The sequence below is a fragment of the Pseudomonas sp. NPDC087697 genome, from assembly GCF_044743155.1.
Taxonomy (GTDB): domain Bacteria; phylum Pseudomonadota; class Gammaproteobacteria; order Pseudomonadales; family Pseudomonadaceae; genus Aquipseudomonas.
In genome coordinates, this window is the sequence record NZ_JBIUVW010000001.1 from 64,946 (window position 1) to 86,045 (window position 21,100).

Sequence of the window (21,100 nt, forward strand, 5' to 3'; positions counted from 1 at the left end):
TCGCGAGCAAGCTTTGCTCCTACAAGGGTTTGTGCCTTATTCAGAGGCGGAAGCCCTGATAGTTTTCGGTCCATTGCTGTTGTGCGGCGAGGGCGGTTTTCAAACGACCGATCTGTTCACGGACCTGTTGCGGTGCGGTGCCGCCCCAGCCACTGCGCGCGGCGATGGCGGCTTCCAGAGTCAGGCTGTCGCGGACTTCGGGCGTCAGGCGCACGTCGATCTCGGCGAGCAGCGCGGGCGAGGCTTCCCAGAGTTCGATGTCGTGTTTTTCACAGGCCTGAACCAACGCCCCAGTGATTTCATGGGCTTCCTTGAACGGCACACCGCGCATCGCCAGCCAGTCGGCGACTTCGGTGGCGAGGGTGAAGCCCAGCGGTGCCTGGCGACGCAGTTCTTCGACATTGACCTTCATGGTTGCAACCATCCCGGCCATGGCCGGCAGCACCAGCAGCAGGGTGTCGACGCTGTCGAGCACGCCGTTTTTGTCTTCGCTCAAATCGCGGTTGTAGGACAGCGGCAGGGATTTGAGGGTCGAGAGCAGACCGGTCAGGTTGCCGATCAAACGACCCGCCTTGCCACGCGCCAGTTCGGCGATGTCCGGGTTTTTCTTCTGCGGCATGATCGAACTGCCGGTGGCGTAGGCATCGTCCAGCGCGACCCAACGAAATTGCCGTGAAGACCACAGGCAAAACTCTTCGGCCAAACGCGAAATGTTGACGCCAAGCATGCTCGCCACGAACAGGAACTCGGCGACGTGGTCACGGCTGGCCACCGCGTCGATGGAGTTCTCGCAAACGCCGCTGTAGCCCATTTCCTTGGCCGATTGCTGTGGCTGACGTGCAATGGCGGAACCGGCCATGGCGGCTGCACCCAATGGCGACAGAGAGGTGCGTACGTCCCAATCCACCAGACGTTGCACATCGCGCAGCATCGACTGGGCGTGCGCCAGCAGGTGGTGAGCGAACACGATCGGCTGCGCCTGTTGCAAGTGAGTGAAACCAGGGCAGATGCTTTCGATGTGCTGCTCGGCCTGGTCAACCAGTGCCCGTTGCAGGGCCAGCACTTCAGTCGTCAGGGTGCGAGCGTGATCACGCAGAAACAGCCGCAGGTCGTTGGCGGTCTGGTCGTTGCGCGAGCGTCCGGCCCGCAGCTTGCCGCCCAGTGCGCCAAGGCGTTCGGTCAGCAGACGCTCGATGAAGGTGTGGACGTCTTCGTCATCCAGTGTCGGGCTGATGAGACCTGCGCGGAAGTCTTCGCCGATGCGCTCCAGCGCGTCGAGCATGGTTTGGGTTTCCTGCGCATCGAGCAGCCCGGCGCGTTGCAGTTCCCCGGCATGGGCCTTGGAGCCGGCCAAGTCGTAAGGGGTGAGGCGGAAGTACCGTTCAGGGCAGCGGGACAGGGCCGCCAGGGCTTCGGACGGACCGCTTTTGAAGCGCGCTCCCCACAAACGATCGGTTGCTTGAGTCATTGTTGTTTTCCTCGTCGGTAATACGAACTGATGTCGTTACGCAGAGCCTTGAACGCTCGCCGGGATCTTCCGGGCGTGGTTCGGCTCATGCAGTTTTCAAGAGGGCAGTTGCAAATGGCGAGAGCTGATCGAAGTGTCAGCTTTTAATAGTTTCGAATCAGCGACTTGGCGCTGACTGGGGGAAATTATTGGGAGTTGCCAAGCATGGTTTTCTGTGTTCATTATTATTGGCCAGCACTATTTTTGTTGTTGGATACAGGTTGTTGAATCGGGCGCCAGAGGTAAATAAGCATTATGGAAACCCCACTTTCCAATTCTGGAAACCCGCCGTTGAAAACGGCCCATCGAGCCCCTTTGGCCCTTAGCGGGCTGGACTTCAAACTGCTCAAAGTGTTCAAGGCAGTGGTCGAGGCCGGTGGTTTCAGCGCGGCTCAAAACGAGCTGAATGTGGGGCTTGCAGCCATCAGCAAACAGATCTCCGACCTCGAAATTCGCATCGGTATGCGCTTGTGCACCCGGGGTCGAGAGGGTTTTTGCCTGACCGAAGAGGGGCGTTTGGTTTACCAGGCGTCGATCGATTTATTTGCCTCGGTCGACAACTTTCGAGACCGGCTTAGTTGTGCGCAGAATGAATTGATCGGGGATTTGGGAGTAGGGGTTATCGACAATACGATTACCGATGAAAACTCTCCGTTAGTTGCAGCGCTTAAACGAATAAATGAAGAATCACCGAAGGTAAGATTTCAACTTCATGCCTCGCAACTGGATGAAGTGGAAAGAGGCGTCGTTGAAGGTCGTTTAGTGGCTGGAATAGTGCCGGTCTATCAAAAAAGAGAAGAGTTCGATTACTTCGCGTTGTATGAAGAAAGGTCGGAAGCCTACTGTGCGGTGGGGCACCCGTTGTTCACTGTTCCGGACGAGGAGATGGGTGAAGATGTGCTCAAGTATCACGAGTTCATCAACCATCGCTACGCCATCCACCGCGACAAGCTGACGTTTGCGCGGTACGACAGCTTTTCCGCTTCGGCGTCGCAGGTTGAAGCGGTCGCCATGCTGATCAAAACCGGGCGTTTCCTGGGTTTTCTTCCGCAGCATTATGCCGCGCCACTGGTTGCACAAGGCACGTTCAGAGCCTTGCGGCCGGACCTGATCAGCTTCAATACACCGTTCAACCTGATCCTGCGGCACAACACGGTGCGCAGTCCTTTGGTCAAAGCGTTCGCCCAGGCGTTGGGGGTGGATCTGAAGTCCGGCGCCTGATATCAAGCGCGAATGTCTGCTTGGTGGATAGCCGCTGATAGCTCGGCGGAGTTGTCGCAGGGTTTGGCGTTTACGGGTATCAGCGAGCGTCAGCACGGCAGGTTTCACCATACTTATTCCGTGAAAACCCGAGAGAACGACGATGGCTAGCAAACATAAACTCAATACAAGGTGTTTCATTTTTCTTCGCCTTATATCCGTTGCTGCGGACTGCGAACCACACACGCCGTGTGGACGTTAACTGTGTTTCACATCCGAGACACACTCCATCGCGCCACTCTGCAAGATACGTTGCACTTTAGGGGTCACGCTAAGGTTATGGCTGACGGGGAGCACCGCAACTCCTGTGCCAAGGAAGACCGGAATAGTGGTAATGAACAGCTGTTGTAACTCACCTGCTTCGGCAAAGTAGGCTGCTGTTTTACCACCGCCCACCAACCAGACATCTTTCCCTTTGGCGGCTTGCTTCGCTTTTGTTGCGATCGCTCCAGCATCGCCTTGGAGAAGAGTAATGTTCAGGCCGGGTGGCACCGGTAAATTCCGGCTGGTCATGACAAAGGCGGGTACATTTTGATATGGCCAATCATCGGGGGCGTTTGACATGATCCAACTATAGGTTTCGGCTCCCATAATCACCGTCCCAATGGTCTGATAGAAATGATCATACGGTGTAGCGTCATCACCCAGAGTGAAACTTTCTAGCCAGTCCAACTTGTGTTGTTGAGTGGCAATGTAGCCATCCATGGTGGCGGCAACGTAATAAACTAGCTTCGACATTCTCTTTCCTTAAAGGGTAGTTGCAGGAGCTGAGTGCAACACGGTTATTGAATTGAATCCTTCCATTCTTTTTTTGCGCGTCGATGATATCGATGCCTATGTGATCGACTGCATATCCCCCATGTTTTTCTTATCGCGCTCTTTCGGAAGTTCTTATGAATGCATGCCGTTTTAAAAATGACCGAAGGAACTGCTGCTTTTTATTTTAATGTTTTTTGAGTTCAACTCGGCCGGCACTGCAAACCTAGTCCTAGCAGAGATGATTCGTCAAGAAATCATAAAATTTTCAGATATTACTTACGGAAATTTCAAGCGCCGACCCTGACGATCCTAAGATTGGACGTACTTCTCCTGGGAACCTGTAAACCCATTCCTATAAGCCGGCCAATTACTCTCCAGTATTTATTAAGTGCCTGAACGTAAGCTTTCCATTTATAATGGGCGCCCCATCTCAACGGGCTTTAGAATTCCTTTCATGATATGTGTATTTTGGAATGACATGGGAAGAGCGCGAGGTATTTTGGTTTGAAATTCCCGATTGAAGTTATTACTTAGCCGGTGGGTATGTATCATGCTGCACTGTCTTCAATTCAATAGCCGTGTTGCGCTCAGTTCCTGCAATTGCCGAGGTATTACGCCATTATTGCCAAATAACTGGAAACCAAATCCACGCTATCTGATTACCGCATATTATGTCCCGCTAGAAAGGAGCCCCTCGAAGTGAACAAACGGATTTACATAAGTGGCGCATCTGGAGCCGGAGTGAGTACTTTGGGGGTTGCACTGGCCGCAAAGCTTCAAGTGCCTCACTTCGATGTCGATGATTACTATTGGTACCCGACTGAACCACCCTTCGAGCGATCACGACCTCCTGCAGAGAGAGTCGATCTACTCAACCGTAGTCTGGCTGATGGTCAATGGGTACTCTCCGGTTCATTAGATGGTTGGGGAGACGAAGTGATTCAATCCGCCCATTTGGTCGTCTTCATTGATACTCCGACACGGCTTCGAATAGAGCGTCTAAAGGCGCGTGAATCACAGCGCTATGGTCAACGTATTCTTCCAGGAGGGGACATGCATGCGAACCACCTGGCGTTTCTCGCGTGGGCCGAAAGTTATGAAAAAGGCGTTCAAGCTGGCCGCAGCCGACCGCGGCATGAGCAGTGGTTCAAGCAGTTGACCTTACCCTCCCTTAGGGTCAGCGGAGAGTTAACGATTGAGTCGTTGCTCGCAGAGGTGCTTGCCGCGATTCCCGATTGAAGAAAAAAATTCCTGCGGCAGTTTCCCACCGATACATGCTCTTTACGGTTTGATGCAATAACGCATGGCACACCGTCGGGCACCCGGTAATCCGTGGGCGATTTCCGCTTCCAGCACCGCTTTCAAACGCTGATCGAGACTGGAAAACGGCAGTGTTTGAAAACCGAATCGCCGATAAAACAGCTCATTCCATGGCAGTTCACGAAAGGTCGTCAGCGTCAGCGCGGTCAATCCGCTATGGCGTGCGTGCTCAAGCGCGCTCTGCAACAACCTGCGTCCCAGGCCCTGGCCCTGAAACCCGCTGCTGACGGAGACCTCCTGGATATGCAGTTCGGTATCGATGGTATGGGCGCTGAGAAAGCCCACAATTGATCCATTGGCCGCCTCGGCAACCCAGACCAATGAGGATTCGATGTCGCGCTGGTGCTGTTCGACGCTGGTCACGGGGGCGTCGGCAAGCCAGGCAAGTTCAGGGGCATTACGGAAGAGTGCGGCAGCTGAACGCTCTACGGCGGGCAGTGCGCTGGCGTCGGCGAGTTGGGCACGGCGAAGGGAAGGGTCATGGGCGCAAGCTTAAGCAAGCGCCCTGACGAAGTGCAACCTGTTCAGGGTTGCACGGGTACCAAGTGCAGCAGGACGTAATCGTTCTTGTCGAAGTTTCCGCTCAGCACCGGTTGCAGTGTCGCCAACCGTGAGCCTTTCAGGGCTTCGTAGTCGCTTTTGTCCATCACCAGCCAGGCAGGGCCTGTCAGGTTCTCCAGCTCTTGCACTGAAGAAGTGAAAACCGGAAACAGGTCGTGATCGACGTTGACCATGAACTTGATGGCCTTGGCGTCTTTGCCCATGGCGTGCAGCACCACGGGAGCCGGGTCTTTCTGAATCAGTTCAACGGCTGCGCGACTGAACGTGCGCGTGTCGAAGAGCGTACGCTCCACCGGTTCGAACACCAGAATGTAGGTCGACCACAGCGCCAGCACCGCAGCGAACGCCAGGCCCACCGCACGCACACGCGGCTTGAACAGCAGCCCCAGTGCGACCGCCTGCAACACGCCGAGTATCACCATCACCGCCGTCAGCGAGGTGAGATGCTCCGGAAAACGTCGCTTGACCACCACCAACCCGATGATCAGCAGGCCAGGCATCAGCAACCAAAGGCCCTGCATCAGGCCGCGTAACCACTGGAATACCCGACCCTGCGCACCCTGGAACGGATACGCCGCAACGATCGCGGCCATGGGTAGCATTGGCAGCATGTAGCGTGCTTTTTTCGCCATGGGAATCGACAGGCCAATCATCACGATCAACCCGGCAGCGGTGCACAAGGTCAGCAGACGTAATGCTGGTCCACGGTCCTTGCGGCCAACCAGCAACACCGCGGCCAGCACCGCCACTGCCAAGGGAAAGGCCAGCGCATAGTTGCCCAAGGAGCTGCTGAAGTAATACAGCACGCCGCTCGCACCTTCGCGACCGTCCATGCGCCCCATGAACTGCATGCGGATCACGTCTTGCACGAAGGTCGGGCCACCACTGACGTTCGCCAGCCACAGCAATAAGCCGATACCGGCTGCCAGCAGCAACGCAGCCAGCAATCCGACGCTGATCATCCGGCGCCACTGGCCATTGAGCAGGTAATAAGTGCACAACACACCGGTAGGTACCACTAAACCGATCGGCCCACGAATGGCAAAGCCCAGCACCAGCAACGCGAGTATCAGCAACAGTCGTCGCGGCGCCTGGAAGTGGTCAGCGGCATAGCCCAGATAGAACACGGCGAAGGTCACGGCCGCGACCATCTGGTCGAGGGATACGGCGCGGGTTTCGGTGATGAACATATTGCTCAGCAACATCAACGCGATGCTGACCAATGCCCAGGTTCTGGAGTAGGGCGCTACCAGCCGGTACATCAGCGTCACGATCAACGCTGATGCAATGGCGCTGGGCATCCAGGCCGTCAACGCGTTTACCTGGCCAAAGGGTATCGAAAGCAGCCAGGTAAAAAACGTCGAGGTGGCCCAGTAATCAGCGTAAGGCTGACCATAGGTGGTCGGGAAGAATCCCGGCCCATGGCGCAGCATTTCCTGGGCAAACAGTACAAACCGCGAGTCGAATCCGATCGCCGATTGCTGGTAGACCCCGGCGCAGAACAGCAGCAGCGCCAGTAGCCCCAGACCTAACGATTGTTGACGGATCCCTGTCGATGGATATGCGTGCACGCGGCCTCCTGGGCTTAGACGGAAGAAGCTGGCCACTGCTGTTGAGGGATTGGCAGGTTACGCGACTCGCCACGACCCATCGGGAAGTACTTGAAGCCTTTGCGTGCCAGGCGATCCGCGTCGTACAGGTTACGGCCGTCGAAGATCACCGGAGCTTTGAGACGCTCTTCGATCAATTTGAAATCCGGTGCCTTGAACTGTTGCCATTCGGTGCAAACGATCAAAGCGTCTGCGCCTACCAGCGCGGATTCCGGCGTGCCCATCAGCGACAGGTTCGGCTGATCCGGGTACAGGTGTTGGGTTTCCTGCATGGCTTCAGGGTCGAAGGCCCGTACGTGTGCACCGGCAGCCCACAAGGCTTCCATCAGCACCCGGCTTGGCGCATCGCGCATGTCGTCGGTGTTGGGTTTGAACGCCAGGCCCCAGAGGGCAAAGGTCTTGCCTTTCAGCTCACCTTTGTAGAACGCGTTGATGCGTTCGAACAGCTTGTGCTTCTGCCGTTGGTTGATGGCCTCGACCGCTTCCAACAGGTCGCTGGAGCAATTGGCTTCCTGGGCGCTGTGGATCAACGCGCGCATATCTTTCGGGAAACACGAACCGCCATAGCCGCAGCCAGGGTAGATGAAGTGGTAGCCGATGCGCTGGTCTGCACCGATGCCCATGCGCACGGCTTCGATATCCGCACCCAGGTGTTCGGCCAGTTCGGCGATCTGGTTGATAAAGCTGATTTTGGTCGCAAGCATGCAGTTGGCTGCGTACTTGGTGAGTTCGGCGCTGCGCAGGTCCATGAACATGATGCGGTCATGGTTGCGGTTGAAGGGAGCGTAGAGGTCGCGCATCACTTCACGGACTTCTTCACGCTCGCAACCGATGACGATGCGGTCAGGGCGACGGCAGTCACTGACGGCCGAGCCTTCTTTGAGGAATTCCGGGTTGGAGACGATATCGAACTCCAGAGTGCGCCCGGCTTTCTTCAGCACTTCTTCAATGTGCGCGCGCAGGGTGTCGCCGGTGCCGACCGGAACAGTGGATTTTTCCACCAGAATCAGCGGTTCGACCCGATGGCGCGCAACGGCGTCGCCCACGGACAAGACATATTTCAGGTCGGCCGAGCCGTCCTCGTCCGACGGTGTGCCGACCGCAATGAACAGCACTTGGCCGTGCTCGATCGCCATCTTTTCGTCGCTGGTGAAGTGCAGGCGCCCGCTCTCCAGGTTCTCCTTGACCATGCTTTCCAGCCCTGGTTCAAAGATAGTGACGTGGCCTTTCTGCAGCATTTTGATCTTGTTCTGATCGACGTCCATGCACACGACATCATGACCGACTTCAGCCAGGACAGTCGCCTGCACCAGACCTACATAACCGCTACCAATTACACTGATTTTCATGAGGCATTCCTGACTTCTGGGGCGCTGGCAGTTCGAGAGTTAATAGTGATGACACCGAGGATGACCAAGGCCACCCCGAGTGTTTTGGAAAGACTGAAGTTTTCGTTGAACAGCGGCAGGCTGGCGGCCAACAGATACACCAGTGCATAGCTGATACTCAACAGCGAGTAGGCCCGGCCCAGCGGCAGATCGCGCAGCGCGGCGAGCCAGCACAACATGGAGAGGGCGTAAGCGCAGATCGAGGCAAACACCACACCGAGCGCGAGCAGGTCGATACTGCCGTTGCTCAGGGCCTGCAGCCACTGATCGGGCAGCGGTAAATGGCTCATGCTCCAGCGCATGCCCAATTGAGCTGCACTGACCAGCGCCACGCTGCTCATGGCAAAGCTGATTCCGCGACGAAGGCTCATACGTGCCTCCCGAGCAGAACGACGCCGGCGATGATCAGCGCAACGCCGATCCAGTGACGACGATCAATGGTTTCATGGAATACGAAGTGGGCGGTCAGGGTGATCAGCACAAAATTGAGGCTCAACATCGGGTAGGCGACACCGACCTCCAGACGCTGCAACACCAACAGCCACACCAGCAAGCCGAAGCCCAAGCTGGCCAGGGCCAGCCACAGCCACGGCGAGAACAGTTTCTCGCCCCAGCCGGAGTCTTTGCCGCGCCAGCTTTCGACGGCGTATTTCTGGGCGATCTGACCCAGGCAGGTCAGCAGGCAGGCTGACAACAGCAGTATCAGGGTCATGGCGCGCTCTGCGGGATGATCAGAATAACCATGTTGCCTTGCTCGTAATGCTTGCCATCTTTAGGCAGCAGTTCGAGCTCGCGGATTTCGTCGTCACCCTTGACGCGCATGACCACGCCGACCGGGCCGGTCTTGCGGGCTTCGCTCATCCACTGCTGCACATGCTCGGTATCGACCCGACGTGCAGCGGCATCCGGATAATCCAGGCCGTATTTCACTTCGCCGATGGAATTGTACAACGCCACTTCAGGGCGTTGCAGACGCCAGGCGACTGCAGATGCGGCCCCCAGGTCATTGCTCAGCAGGCTTTTGGTCTGGCTGAGTTCATCAATGTGCTGGAGGACAAACTGGTCGGGCATCTTGTTGTAGACCACCGAGTGCGGCAATGCGGCCGGCAGAATGGCGATCAGCAGCCAACTGCCGATTGCCGGTGCAGCCCATGCGCTGAACGGTCGGAATACCAGCAGCAGGTTGGACAGGATCCAGCCCATGAGCACGATGAACACCAGCACCAGGTTGTGCATTTCATCGACATACACGGGGTTTTTCAGTTGCAGGTAAACCATTGCCAGCAGGGTGGTCAGACCGATGACCAGGTTCAGCAGGCCGTTGATCTTGAACAGTCGGCTTTGCCCCAGGTTCAGTCGGTCAATCAGTGCATTCCCCATCAACAGCGCCAGAGGCAACAGGCACGGCAGGATGTAGGCCGGCAACTTGCCTTTGCTGAGGCTGAAAAACGCCAACGGAAGGACCAGCCACAGCAACAGGAATCCGCTGCTGGCCTGACGTCTGGTTTGCCAGGCTTGTTTGAGAGCCGAAGGCAGGAACGCGACCCACGGCAAGCTGAACGCTACCAACATCGGCAGGTAGAACCACCAAGGGGAGGCGTGCTGCGCATCGTCACCGGCAAAGCGGCGGATGTGCTCGTGCCAGAAGAAGAAACGCCAGTAATCGGGCTCCTGCGCATGCACGGCCAGGGCCCACGGCAGGCTGATGACAATCGCAACCACGATAGCCAGCGGGCCGTACACCAGCAGTTCACGCCAGCGTTTTTGCCAGATCATGTAGGGCAGCGCGATCAGTACCGGCAGCAACCAGGCCAGGAAACCCTTGGTCAGGAAGCCCATGCCGCAGGCCAGCCCCAGGCTCGCCCAACTCATCAGCCGCGCATTGCGACTGCTGCTGTCCAGCGCAAACCACAAGGCCACCAGGCTCAGGTTGACCCAGAAAGTGAATTGCGGGTCGAGGTTGGCGTAGCCCCCTTGAATGGCGATTACTGCGAAACTCATGTACAGCAATGCGCTGGCGATGCTTTTACGCGGATCGTTCCAGAGTCTGCGTGCGATCAGGTAGGTCAGCACGATGCTCAAACCGGTCGAGAGTGCCGACGCAATGCGCACCCCGAACAGGTTGTCACCGAACAAGGCCTGGCCGATGGCGATCATCCAGTAACCGGCAATCGGCTTCTCGAAATAACGCAGGCCCATGAAGTGCGGCGACACCCAGTTGCCACTCAGGAGTATTTCCTGACTGACCTGGGCGTAGCGGGTTTCATCCGGAATCCACAGACCATGCGTGCCCAGCGGCAACAGATAGACCAGACCGAAAGCGATAAGCAGTAACGGCAAAGCCCAGCGTTTGCTCATGCGCCTTGCACTCCCAACCATCCTTCTCGGCCTTCAAGGGCGCCACGTATTACGCGGCCCTGAGGCAGGGTTGTCGGCTGGGCGGGCAACAAATCACCCAAAGGCTGGAACTGGATGCCGCGCTGACGCGCGTCGACCAGCAACTGACGGAAATCGTTTGCCATCAGAATCCCTTCTACCTCCGCATGTATCGTATATACGTTCAGCTTCGAGGGGCTGAATCGGTCAAGAATGTATGAGTTGAACTCATTGGCTGCTACGACGGGACCCACCACTTCATCGAAGGTTGGCAAGTCGACCGGAATTTGTGGCGTGCCGAGGCTACCGTCTGCCAGCCGTGGCTGGAACAGGCTTTGTCCGCGACAGTCGCTGTTGTAACGAAAGCCAAAACGCTGCTTGGCTTCGATGACCCGCTCGTCGGCGCGCCAACCGGCGGCCGCCGAACAGTCCACGCTCTGCCCGAGAATATCGCTGAGCGTGTCTACGCCCCGGCGAATCTGCTCGATCAGGTCAGCGTCGCTCCAGCGCCCTGCGTTGGCTTGCCAGCCGTGGTGATCCCAGGCGTGCAAACCGACTTCATGGCCAGCCGCGAGGGTCTGGCGCATCAGGTGCCCCAGGTCACGGCCGATGGGTTTGCCGGGCCAGGCAGTGCCGGCCAGCAAAATATCCCAGCCGTACAGACCCGCGGCATTGGAGCGGAGCATTTTCCAGAGAAACTGCGGACGGATGAGGCGCCATAAATGGCGCCCCATGTTGTCCGGACCAACGCTGAAAAAAAACGTCGCCTTGACTTGTGCTTCATCGAGCATCTCCAACAACCGAGGTACCCCCTCACGGGTACCTCGGTAGGTGTCGACATCGATCCGAAGACCTGCCTGCATCAGCGCTTGTCCGCGATTTCGAGCATGGCTTCGCGCAGGAAGAAGTCCAGCGTGTTACCGATGGTTTCGCTCATCTCGACGGTCGGCGTCCAGTCCAGCAGGCGCTTGGCGTTTTCGATGCTTGGCTTGCGGTGTTCCACGTCCTGGTAGCCAGCGCCGTAGAACGCCTTGCTCTCTACGTCGCGGAAACCGGCGAACGGAGGGAAGTTGGCGCGCAGTGGGTGAGCTTCGAACTGACGCAGCAGCTCTTCGCCCAGCTGACGGATGCTGGCTTCGTTGTCCGGGTTACCGATGTTGATGACCTGACCGTTGCACGCGTCATTTTCGTTATCAACGATCCGCGCCAGAGCTTCGATACCGTCGGCAATGTCAGTGAAGCAACGCTTCTGCTCGCCGCCGTCGAACAGACGGATCGGGGTGCCTTCCACCAGGTTCAGGATCAGCTGGGTGATGGCGCGGGAGCTACCGATACGTGCCGAGTCCAGACGGTCCAGACGTGGGCCCATCCAGTTGAACGGACGGAACAGGGTGAAGTTCAGGCCCTTGGCGCCGTAAGCCCAGATCACGCGGTCCAGCAGTTGCTTGGAAACCGAGTAGATCCAGCGTTGCTTGTTGATCGGACCAACGATCAGGTTCGAGGTGTCTTCGTCGAAGTTCTTGTCCTGGCACATGCCGTAGACTTCGGAAGTCGACGGGAAGATCACGCGCTTGTTGTACTTCACGCAGTAGCGAACCAGTTTCAGGTTCTCTTCGAAGTCCAGTTCGAATACGCGCAGCGGGTTGCGGGTGTATTCGATTGGGGTGGCGATGGCCACCAGTGGCAGAACCACGTCGCACTTCTTGATGTGATATTCGATCCACTCGGAGTGAATGCTGATATCGCCTTCGACGAAGTGGAAGTTTGGATGGCTGCGCAGACGCTCGATAGCGTCGGAACCGATGTCCAGACCGTAGACGTCGTACTTGTCGTCACGCAGCAGGCGCTCGGACAAGTGGTTACCGATGAAGCCGTTGACGCCAAGGATCAGTACGCGGGTGCGACGCGGGGCACGGCCCGATTCAGCGCCACGCAGTACGGAACCGTCAACCAGACCCAGTTCGTTGGCCAGTTGCGGGCCGCTCAGGTACAGACCGTTTTCGTTACGCTGACCCGAAGTGACGACCAGGGAGTCTTCGCCGCAAGCGATACGCAGAGGGTCGACGCTGATCACGCGGCCTGGTGCCAGACCTTCGTTGCCCTTGACGACTTCAGCGCTCCAGACAATCAGTTTGTGCTCGCCCACGGCGCAGAAAGCGCCCGGGTAAGGTTGGGTCACGGCGCGAACCAGGTTGAACAGCTCTTCAGCCGGTTTCTTCCAGACCAGTTTGCCGTCTTCAGCAGTACGACGACCGAAAACTGTAGCCTTGGACTCGTCCTGGGCGGTTTCGGTGATTTTGCCCTGTGCCAGCAGCGGCAGGGTGTCGCGCAGCAGGTTGGAAGCGGCTTCGCGCAGCTTGCCATGCAGGCTCAGAGCGGTATCGGCACGGTCGATCGCAACACGTTGCTGGGCGATGATCGCGCCAGCGTCGGCACGCTTGACCATGCGGTGCAGGGTCACGCCGGTTTCGGTTTCGCCGTTGACCAGTACCCAGTTGGCTGGAGCGCGGCCACGGTAGGTCGGCAGCAACGAGCCGTGCAGGTTGAACGCGCCTTTGCGGGCGGTAGCCAGCAGTTGCTCGCCCAACAGGTTGCGGTAGTAGAACGAGAACAGGTAGTCCGGGTTCAGTTTGGCGATACGCTCGATCCACAGTGGGTGGTTGGCGTCTTCCGGTGCGTGCACAGGAATGCCTTTACGGGCGCACAGTTGCGCGACCGAGCCGTAGAAGGTGTTTTCCTTCGGATCGTCGGCGTGGGTGAACACGGCAGCAATCTCGAAACCTGCGTTGAGCAGTGCTTCGATACCTGCACAGCCAATGTCGTGATAGGCGAAAACAACAGCTTTTGAACTCATGGCGAAACCTGATCAGTAGTGGTGGAAGGCAGACCGTCGACAGTGACAACGGGAGCAGGAGCAGCGGGTTGGTTACGTAGGATTTTTTCGATAAAGAATCGCGGCCGGGCGCGGACATCGCTGTACATGCGGCCCAGGTATTCACCCAGAAGCCCCATGCCGATGAACTGGCCACCGGTGAACACGAAGAGCACGGCGAACAACACGAAGGTGCCGTCACCCGCCCAGCTGGCGCCGAATATCAGGCGCAGGAAGATCAGCAGGAAAGCAAACAGTGTTCCCAGCGCCGCGAGGCTGAAGCCGATGATGCTCAGCAGGCGCAGCGGGGTGGTGGTCATGCAGGTCAGCAGATCGAACATCAGGCTGATCAGGCGCATCGGGCTGTATTTCGACTCACCATGCTCGCGCTCGGCGTGCTGCACCAGAATCTCGGTGGTGTGGCGGGCGAAGCTGTTGGCCAGGATCGGGATGAAGGTGCTGCGTTCACGGCAGGCCAGCATGGCGTCGACGATGGTGCGGCGGTAGGCGCGCAGCATGCAGCCGTAGTCGCTCATGGCAACGCCGGTGGAGCGTTGCACAGCCAGGTTGATCAGTTTCGACGGCCAGCGGCGCAGGGCCGAGTCCTGGCGATTGTTGCGCACAGTGGCAACGACGTCGTAGCCCAGTTCGGCTTGTTCTACCAAGCGAGGGATTTCTTCCGGCGGGTTCTGCAGGTCGGCGTCGAGGGTAATGACCACATCGCCTTTGCAGTGTTCGAAGCCGGCCATGATTGCCGCGTGCTGGCCGTAGTTGCGGTTCAGAATGACCGCGACCACAAAACTGCCTTCGCGCTGGGCGGCTTCTTCGAGAATTTGTGCCGAGTTGTCGCGGCTGCCATCATCGACCAGAACGATTTCATACTCGTGCTTGAGCTGCTTGCAGGCCGCTTCGGTGCGGCGCAGCAATTCAGGCAAGCTTTCTTCTTCGTTGTAGACCGGGATAACGATCGACACGCAGTTAATTGGATATGGCTTCAAAGGCTTCAGTCCAGAATGTTTTCAATGGCGCCAACGACGCGTTCGACATCGTCGGTAGTCATGTCGGGGAACAGCGGGATCGAGCACAGTCGTGCCGAGTTCCACTCGGTGTTGGGCAGATGGATGTCCGGGAATCGCTGGCGGTAGTAAGTGTGCAGGTGGGTGGCCACAAAGTGAATACCCGTACCAATATTCTGTTCTTGCAAGGCTTTCATGAAAGCCTCGCGGTCCATCCCGCAACGTTCAGCATCGATGCGCAGTATAAACAGATGCCAGGCGTGTTGCTGCGGGTAAGTAGTCGGCACACTCAGTGGTTGTACCGGCAGGCCTTCCAGACGTTGCAGGTAGGTCTGCGCCAGCGCTGTGCGCTTGGCGTTGATTTCGTCGAGGCGCTGCAACTGCACCAGTGCAATGGCGGCGTTGATGTCGGCCAGGTTGTACTTGAATCCCGGCTCGACGACCATGGCCTGAGGTTTACGGCCGTGGGTCAGGCGGTCGTAAGCGTCTACGCCGAGGCCGTGAAACTTGAGCATGCGCACTCGATCGGCCAGCGCTTGATTGTCGCTGACAAACATTGCGCCTTCGGCGCAGGTCATGTTCTTGATCGCGTGGAACGAGAAGATCGCGGTGCCCTGAGCGCCAATGGCGCGGCCGCGATAACGCGTACCGGCAGCGTGGGCGGCGTCCTCGATTACGGCGATGCCATGTTTGTCCGCCAGCGCATAGAGCGGATCGAGATCGAACGCGGCGCCAGCGTAGTGCACCGGGATGATGGCTTTGGTGCGCGGGGTGATGGCGGCTTCGATGGCCTGGACGTCGGTCATCAGGGTATCGCGGTCGACGTCGACAAACACCGGAGTGGCGCCCAACAGGCAGATCATGTTGGCGGTAGAGACCCAGGTCTGCGACGGCGTGATCACTTCATCGCCAGGACCGATGCCCAGCGCCAGCAGTGCGATGTGCATGCCGCCGGTGGCTGAAGACAGCGCTACGGCGTGCTGGCAACCCACGTACTCTGCAAATTGCTGCTCAAGTTCCTGGTTCTTCGGCCCAGTGGTGATCCAGCCGGAGCGTAACACCTGCTCAACGGCGGCGATTTCTTCATCGCCGATGCTCGGGCGAGAGAAGGGGAGAAAAGCCTGATTCATGTGGACCTCGGGTTTGGATATGTCAACAGCCTTGGAAGGCGGCAAATCAGCGGTCACAACCTGCTGCGAATCAGCTCGAAGCGGTGCTTCGAAGCGTCGTCCGTGACAGCGTAGACGAAAAAACGAAAAGTATATCAATCAGTTAACCAATCTTTTAGGAAAAGTGCACTAATTGACTTTTATTTTGTCGGTCGGCAGTTTGAGCGACCCAAAGGCATCGCTCCGGATGCGCAGAGGGTAATCTCGAAAATGTGAAAGGGACATGAAAAACCGGTATCGAGAATGTTTAACTGTAACCTTTACAGCAAATGTTCAGGGATTTTTCATACCTTAAGGTCCGTTATGACAGCTTTCGCCATTTTTTTGGCGCTGCGAAGAAGCCCATCATATGGCCTCCGCATCGCCGATCCGTTACCCTGTTTATCTCAACTTTTCATTGTTCTCAACACAAATTCCGTGAGTTGAGGGGCGTTCATTTAAGGCCGGTTCAGTTTGATTGATCTACCCGACACCGCATCGCCTCGTTGCGTTACCGACCCACCAGAAATGACAGTAAAGAGGTCGGCCAAGCCCAACCCGCTGACGTTTTATCTGGCACGTCTTGCCCCTTCAAGTCAGCTGACCATGCGCTATGTGTTGCAGGATGCCGCAGATCGCCTGGGCTTTGAAGAGCTGAACATCGAAGAAATCCCTTGGCACGAACTTCAACCCGAGCATGCTATCGCCCTGGTCGCGACGCTGCGCAGTGACGGTTATGCCCCCAACACCTCCTCACTGTACGTCAACGCGGTGCGCGGCGTGATGAACGAAGCCTGGCGCCTGAGCCTGATCAGTCACGAGCACCTGCTGAAAATGCGCTCGGTCAAAGGTATCGCCGGCACCCGGTTGTCTCAGGGGCGCAACCTCAAGCGCACGCTGATTCACGACCTGATGGCGGTCTGCGCCGCCGACCCAAGGCCTCAGGGCCTGCGCGATGCCGCGATTATTGCGATTCTCTACGGTTCGGGGATGCGCAAGTCCGAGTCGGTGAACCTGGACCTCGCGCAAGTCGACTTTGCCGAACGCAGCTTGCGGGTCACGGCCAAAGGCAACAAGCAACTGATCAAATATGCGCCGAGCTGGGCTTTCGCCAAGCTGCAAGCGTGGCTTGAATTGCGTCGTTCATTGTTGTCGCCAGGGCAGGAAGACGATGGGTTCCTGTTCAACCGGATTCGCCGTGGCAGCCACATCACCCGCGAGCGGATTACCAAGCACGCGATCTACTACATTGCCCGACAGCGCGGTGCGCAGGTGGGGGTGAAGATCATGCCTCACGACTTTCGCCGTTCGTTCATCACCCGGGTGATCGAGGAGCATGACCTGTCGATCGCCCAGAAACTGGCCCACCACAGCAATATCCAGACGACCGCCAATTACGACGTGCGCGATGACAACGAGCGGCGCCGGGCGATTGATCGATTCGACCTCTGAAGGTGATCGATTATGGCGCTGCAACCGCCTGGCGGCGAGCGGGCTCGGTCAATACGTGCGCATACCCCAGGGTCGAAATGTGTACCAGACTGCCAGCGGCTGGTGCATGCACCCCGGAACTTCGAACCAGTAGCGAGCGGCTCGTTGACTGTCCATCCGTAGTGGGTGAGGGCAGCTTCAGTTCCACCGTCAAGGTGCAGGTATTGCCACCAAAGTCGCGATCGGTCACCACCCCGAGGCAGCCATCCACCTGTTCCAGATCTGCGACCTGACTGGAAATTTGCAACTGCTCGGGCCGCAACATGATCTGCGCCGCACCGTTTTGCGAGGTATTGCTGACATGAACCCGTCCGAGGTCGCAGGTCGCGTGGCCATTTTCGACCCACGCCGGCATGACCACGGCATCACCGAGGAACAGCGCCGTTTCTTCATCAAGAGGGCGCAGGTACAGGTCCATCGGTTGTCCGGTCTGCACCAGCCGGCCCTGACGCATCACGGCCAGTTGATCAGCGAATGACAACGCTTCGGACTGATCGTGGGTAACCAGAATGGTGGTTACACCGGTGTCTGACAGAAGCTTGGCAACCATCTTGCGCATCGACGCCCGCAGGCCGGTATCCAGGGCAGAGAAGGGTTCATCCAGTAGCATCAGCCGCGGCCGTTGCGCCAGGGCGCGGGCCAGAGCCACCCGTTGTTGCTGGCCACCGGAAAGCTCGTGCGGCCAGCGTTGGCTCATGCGTGAGTCCAGCGCCACCATGTCCATCAACTCGGCGACGCGAGCTTGCTTCAAGGCGGAGTCACCCGAGAGTCCAAAGGCGATGTTGCCGGCAACTGTCATGTGCGGAAACAACGCACCGTCCTGCGGCACATAACCAATCAGGCGCTGATGCGCGGGGACTTCGGTCGAACCGTCGACCAGTGTCTGGCCGTTGAGCGAGATGCTGCCCGAATCGGGAAACTCGAACCCGGCAATCATCCGCAGCAAGGTGGTCTTGCCCGAGCCGGAAGGGCCGACGATAGCCGTGCGGCTGCCCGCAGGCACCGACAGGCTGACGTTGTCCAAGGCGGGCAGGGCACCGAAGGTTTTGTAGATGGAGTTCAGTTCGAGAGCGTTCATCGGCCTGCCGTGCGTTTGGATTGATGATAGAGAAGCGCGGTCAACGGAAGCGAAAGCAAAATCATGATCAGCGCGTAAGGTGCCGCTGCGGCGTAGTCGATTTCGCTGGTCATGGCCCAAAAGCCAGTGGCCAGGGTGCGGGTGCCACTCGGCGAGAGCAACAGGGTCGCGGTCAGTTCATTGGTGATCGCCAGGAACACCAGCGCCGCACCGGCGGCTGCACCCGGTGCTGCCAGACGCATGGTAATCAGCCAGAGTGCCTTGCTCGGCGAGCGGCCCAGACTGCGGGCGATATTTTCCAGCTCTACCGGTGCCTGGGCAATGCCTGCACGCAAACTGACCAGCGCGCGTGGCAAGAACATCAGCAGGTACGCCAGCAGCACGGTGATGGTGGTCTGGTAAATCGGTCGGGCAAAGCTGATGGTGACGGTCACCAGTGCCAGCGCTACGACGATCCCCGGCAATGAACTGGTGATGTAGTTGCAGCTTTCCAGGAGGCGATGCAGGCGCCCTGGCGAACGTATCGACAACCAGGCCACCGGAACCGCAGCGCAGGTGGTGATGACCGCGCCGACGCTGGCCAGAACGAGGGTCTGCTTCAACGCCGGGAGAATTTCCGCCATGCGCCAGACGTCCGCGCCACCGGCAAGCAACCATTGGGCCAAGGTAACCAGCGGCACGCCGAGTGCCAGCACGCTTGTGATGATCGGCAGCAACAGTGCAGCGGCTTTGGTGTTGCGTGTCAGCCGCTGGGTACGTTGCAGGCGCGCGCTACCGGAACCGACCCGTGCGTAACGGGCATGGCCACGGGAGGCGGATTCAGCGGTCAACATCAGCAGGCAGCACAGTGCCAGAACCCCGGCCAGCATGTTCGCCGCCGGACCGTTGAAAGACGACTGGAACTGGTCAAAGATCGCCGTGGTGAAGGTGTCGAAGCGAATCATCGCGTACAGGCCGTATTCGGCCAGCAAGTGCAGCCCGACTAGCAAGGCGCCGCCACAGATGGCCAGGCGCAGTTGCGGCAGCACGACCCGGAAAAACACCGCCCAAGGTTTTAGCCCAAGCGATTCGGAGACATCTTCGATGGCCGGGTCGAGACGCCGCAGGGTGGCGGCGATCGGCAGATAGAGGAACGGGAAGTAGGCGATAACCGAAACCAGTACCCCGGCAAACAACCCGTGAATCGGTGGTACCAGGCTGACCCAGGCATAACTGTGCACAAAGGCCGGCACCGCAATCGGTGCCGTTGCCAACACCGACCAGAGGCGGCGGCCCGGCAAGTCGGTGCGTTCGGTCAACCAGGCGAGTGCCACGCCGAGCGCGACACACAGGGGAATCGTGATCACCACCAGCAACACGGTGTTGATCAAAAGTTCGGCCACTCGAGGCCTGAAGACCAGCTCGGCGATCGTCGCCCAGCCGGTCTTGATGGAAATGCCGATGACAAACGCCAGCGGCAGTAGCGCCAGCAACGACACCAGAATGGAGATTGCGATCACCCACCTGCCGCCGCGCCCTCCGGGGGCGCGGCGAGGGTGTGAACGTGGGCTGGCCAGAGTCACCGCAAGGGCGACCCCGGCTACTTCAGCAGCTTCTGGCAACGTGACTGGCTTGGACATCAGATTACAACAACCCCGCCTGAGTCATCAGCTCGACAGCTTTTTTGCTGTTGAGTTTGGAGGCGTCGACGACAGGCGCGTCAAGTTGCGCCAGCGGCACCAGTTTCGGGTTCGACTCTGCGTCCTTGCCCACCGCGTACTCAAACGACTTGCCGGTTTTCAGAATGGCCTGACCTTCTTTGCCGGTGATCCACTTCAGGAAAGCCTGAGCTTCTTCCTGGTGTTTGCTGGATGCCAGAACAGCGCCACCGGAGAGGCTGACAAACGCGCCCGGATCTTTGTGCTTGAAGTAGTGCAGCGAGGTGTTCTTGCTGTTTTCGCCGGTTTTGCTCTGATCGACGAAGCTGTAGTAGTGGTAGATCACTCCGCCTTCGATCTGACCGGCATTAACGGCTTTGAGCACAGCGCTGTTGCCGCGGTAGGCGGTAGCGTTGGCTTTCATGCCTTTGAGCCATTCCAGGGTGGCGGCTTCGCCTTTGAGTTCCAGTACAGCGGCGACGATGGCCTGAAAATCGGCACCGGCAGGCGAACCGGCCCAACGACCTTTCCAGCTTGGGGAAGCCAGGTCCATCAACGACTTCGGCAGGTCGGCTTCGGCCAGTTTGCTTTTGTTGTAGACAAACACGGTCGAACGAGCGGCGATACCCACCCATTTGCCATGGGCAGGGCGATAGGCCGAACCGATTTGCTCAAGGGTCGAAGGCGCGACAGGAGTAAACAGCCCGGCGTTATCCACCAGCACCATGGCCGGGGAGTTCTCGGTCAGGAACACGTCAGCCGGGGAGGCCGCACCTTCTTGCACGAGCTGGTTGCCCATCTCGCTGTCATCGCCGTTGCGCAGCGTGACCTTGATCCCTGTTTCATGGGTAAAACCTTCGACCCAGGCCTTGGTCAGCGTCTCATGCTGAGCGTTGTAGACGACGATGCCGTCGCTGCTTGGCGCAGCAAAGACATGGCCGGCACCCAATAGAGTGGTGGCGAGCAGCGCGGTTTTCAGAAACGAAGGAAGACGAGGATTCATTTTGTTAGCAGCTCCTGCAGTTTTTTAAGAATCAGGTTGGCAAGCCTGTCAATCAGTTCCCGCGATCCCTGCAG

At 58.2% G+C, this 21,100-nt stretch carries 18 protein-coding genes; 3 read left to right on the forward strand and 15 right to left on the reverse strand.

Translation table 11 applies throughout. The annotated features are described in order from the left end of the window. Positions 1 to 40: 40 nt before the first annotated feature. A complete protein-coding gene (argH, locus tag ACIPIN_RS00315) occupies positions 41 to 1,468 on the reverse strand; it encodes an argininosuccinate lyase (protein ID WP_401113714.1) in 1,428 nt (475 codons plus the stop codon). A gap of 294 nt (positions 1,469 to 1,762) precedes the next feature. Between argH and ACIPIN_RS00320 the strand changes: the two genes are divergently transcribed. After that, positions 1,763 to 2,728: a LysR family transcriptional regulator gene (locus ACIPIN_RS00320; RefSeq protein ID WP_401113717.1), complete on the forward strand. Its 966-nt coding sequence runs from the start codon at positions 1,763 to 1,765 to the stop codon at positions 2,726 to 2,728. 237 nt (positions 2,729 to 2,965) lie between these two features. Here ACIPIN_RS00320 and ACIPIN_RS00325 read toward each other — a convergent pair whose 3' ends face one another. Continuing rightward, the gene (locus tag ACIPIN_RS00325) at positions 2,966 to 3,505 is read right to left on the reverse strand and encodes a dihydrofolate reductase family protein (protein WP_401113719.1); all 540 of its coding nucleotides are present in this window, start codon (positions 3,503 to 3,505) and stop codon (positions 2,966 to 2,968) included. Positions 3,506 to 4,225: 720 nt separating this feature from the next. On the opposite strand from ACIPIN_RS00325, the gene ACIPIN_RS00330 reads away from it, so the two are divergent. Then, positions 4,226 to 4,765: an adenylate kinase gene (locus ACIPIN_RS00330; protein WP_401113722.1), complete on the forward strand. Its 540-nt coding sequence runs from the start codon at positions 4,226 to 4,228 to the stop codon at positions 4,763 to 4,765. A 42-nt stretch (positions 4,766 to 4,807) separates the two neighbouring features. Here the strand turns inward: ACIPIN_RS00330 and ACIPIN_RS00335 are convergent, their stop codons facing one another. The 10 genes from ACIPIN_RS00335 to arnB all read right to left on the reverse strand — a co-directional run bounded on the left by ACIPIN_RS00335 (position 4,808) and on the right by arnB (position 15,799). After that, positions 4,808 to 5,209: a GNAT family N-acetyltransferase gene (locus ACIPIN_RS00335; protein ID WP_401113725.1), complete on the reverse strand. Its 402-nt coding sequence runs from the start codon at positions 5,207 to 5,209 to the stop codon at positions 4,808 to 4,810. Positions 5,210 to 5,370: 161 nt separating this feature from the next. After that, positions 5,371 to 6,978, reverse strand: a complete 1,608-nt coding sequence (locus ACIPIN_RS00340; RefSeq protein WP_401113728.1) for an ArnT family glycosyltransferase — start codon at positions 6,976 to 6,978, stop codon at positions 5,371 to 5,373. A gap of 14 nt (positions 6,979 to 6,992) precedes the next feature. Then, positions 6,993 to 8,366: a UDP-glucose dehydrogenase family protein gene (locus ACIPIN_RS00345; protein ID WP_401113730.1), complete on the reverse strand. Its 1,374-nt coding sequence runs from the start codon at positions 8,364 to 8,366 to the stop codon at positions 6,993 to 6,995. Further along, complete coding sequence (gene arnF, locus ACIPIN_RS00350) at positions 8,363 to 8,776, reverse strand: 4-amino-4-deoxy-L-arabinose-phosphoundecaprenol flippase subunit ArnF (protein WP_401113732.1); 414 nt, start codon at positions 8,774 to 8,776, stop codon at positions 8,363 to 8,365. Before arnF ends, ACIPIN_RS00345 begins: the two co-directional genes overlap by 4 nt. Beyond that, on the reverse strand, positions 8,773 to 9,117 hold the full coding sequence (gene arnE / locus ACIPIN_RS00355) for a 4-amino-4-deoxy-L-arabinose-phosphoundecaprenol flippase subunit ArnE (protein ID WP_401113735.1): 345 nt from the start codon (positions 9,115 to 9,117) through the stop codon (positions 8,773 to 8,775). The genes arnF and arnE overlap by 4 nt, the downstream gene beginning before the upstream one ends. Beyond that, on the reverse strand, positions 9,114 to 10,763 hold the full coding sequence (arnT, locus tag ACIPIN_RS00360; RefSeq protein ID WP_401113737.1) for a lipid IV(A) 4-amino-4-deoxy-L-arabinosyltransferase: 1,650 nt from the start codon (positions 10,761 to 10,763) through the stop codon (positions 9,114 to 9,116). The genes arnE and arnT overlap by 4 nt, the downstream gene beginning before the upstream one ends. After that, complete coding sequence (arnD, locus tag ACIPIN_RS00365; RefSeq protein ID WP_123424690.1) at positions 10,760 to 11,644, reverse strand: 4-deoxy-4-formamido-L-arabinose-phosphoundecaprenol deformylase; 885 nt, start codon at positions 11,642 to 11,644, stop codon at positions 10,760 to 10,762. Before arnD ends, arnT begins: the two co-directional genes overlap by 4 nt. Then, on the reverse strand, positions 11,644 to 13,635 hold the full coding sequence (gene arnA, locus ACIPIN_RS00370) for a bifunctional UDP-4-amino-4-deoxy-L-arabinose formyltransferase/UDP-glucuronic acid oxidase ArnA (RefSeq protein WP_401113739.1): 1,992 nt from the start codon (positions 13,633 to 13,635) through the stop codon (positions 11,644 to 11,646). Before arnA ends, arnD begins: the two co-directional genes overlap by 1 nt. Beyond that, positions 13,632 to 14,651: an undecaprenyl-phosphate 4-deoxy-4-formamido-L-arabinose transferase gene (gene arnC, locus ACIPIN_RS00375; protein ID WP_401113741.1), complete on the reverse strand. Its 1,020-nt coding sequence runs from the start codon at positions 14,649 to 14,651 to the stop codon at positions 13,632 to 13,634. Before arnC ends, arnA begins: the two co-directional genes overlap by 4 nt. 5 nt (positions 14,652 to 14,656) lie before the next feature. Beyond that, complete coding sequence (gene arnB, locus ACIPIN_RS00380) at positions 14,657 to 15,799, reverse strand: UDP-4-amino-4-deoxy-L-arabinose aminotransferase (RefSeq protein ID WP_401113744.1); 1,143 nt, start codon at positions 15,797 to 15,799, stop codon at positions 14,657 to 14,659. A 546-nt stretch (positions 15,800 to 16,345) separates the two neighbouring features. Here arnB and xerC point away from each other — a divergent pair. After that, the gene (xerC, locus tag ACIPIN_RS00385) at positions 16,346 to 17,269 is read left to right on the forward strand and encodes a tyrosine recombinase XerC (protein ID WP_401113746.1); all 924 of its coding nucleotides are present in this window, start codon (positions 16,346 to 16,348) and stop codon (positions 17,267 to 17,269) included. 10 nt (positions 17,270 to 17,279) lie between these two features. Here the strand turns inward: xerC and ACIPIN_RS00390 are convergent, their stop codons facing one another. Genes ACIPIN_RS00390 through ACIPIN_RS00400 form a run of 3 tightly spaced genes read right to left on the reverse strand, consistent with a single transcriptional unit; the run spans position 17,280 to position 21,026 of the window. Further along, positions 17,280 to 18,386 carry an ABC transporter ATP-binding protein gene (locus tag ACIPIN_RS00390; protein ID WP_401113749.1) on the reverse strand — a complete coding sequence of 369 codons (1,107 nt, stop codon included), beginning with the start codon at positions 18,384 to 18,386 and terminating at the stop codon, positions 17,280 to 17,282. Next, positions 18,383 to 20,005, reverse strand: coding sequence for an ABC transporter permease (locus tag ACIPIN_RS00395; RefSeq protein WP_401113752.1), 1,623 nt, complete (start codon positions 20,003 to 20,005; stop codon positions 18,383 to 18,385). The genes ACIPIN_RS00390 and ACIPIN_RS00395 overlap by 4 nt, the downstream gene beginning before the upstream one ends. A gap of 4 nt (positions 20,006 to 20,009) precedes the next feature. Then, positions 20,010 to 21,026, reverse strand: a complete 1,017-nt coding sequence (locus ACIPIN_RS00400; RefSeq protein ID WP_401113755.1) for an iron ABC transporter substrate-binding protein — start codon at positions 21,024 to 21,026, stop codon at positions 20,010 to 20,012. Positions 21,027 to 21,100: the final 74 nt, after the last annotated feature.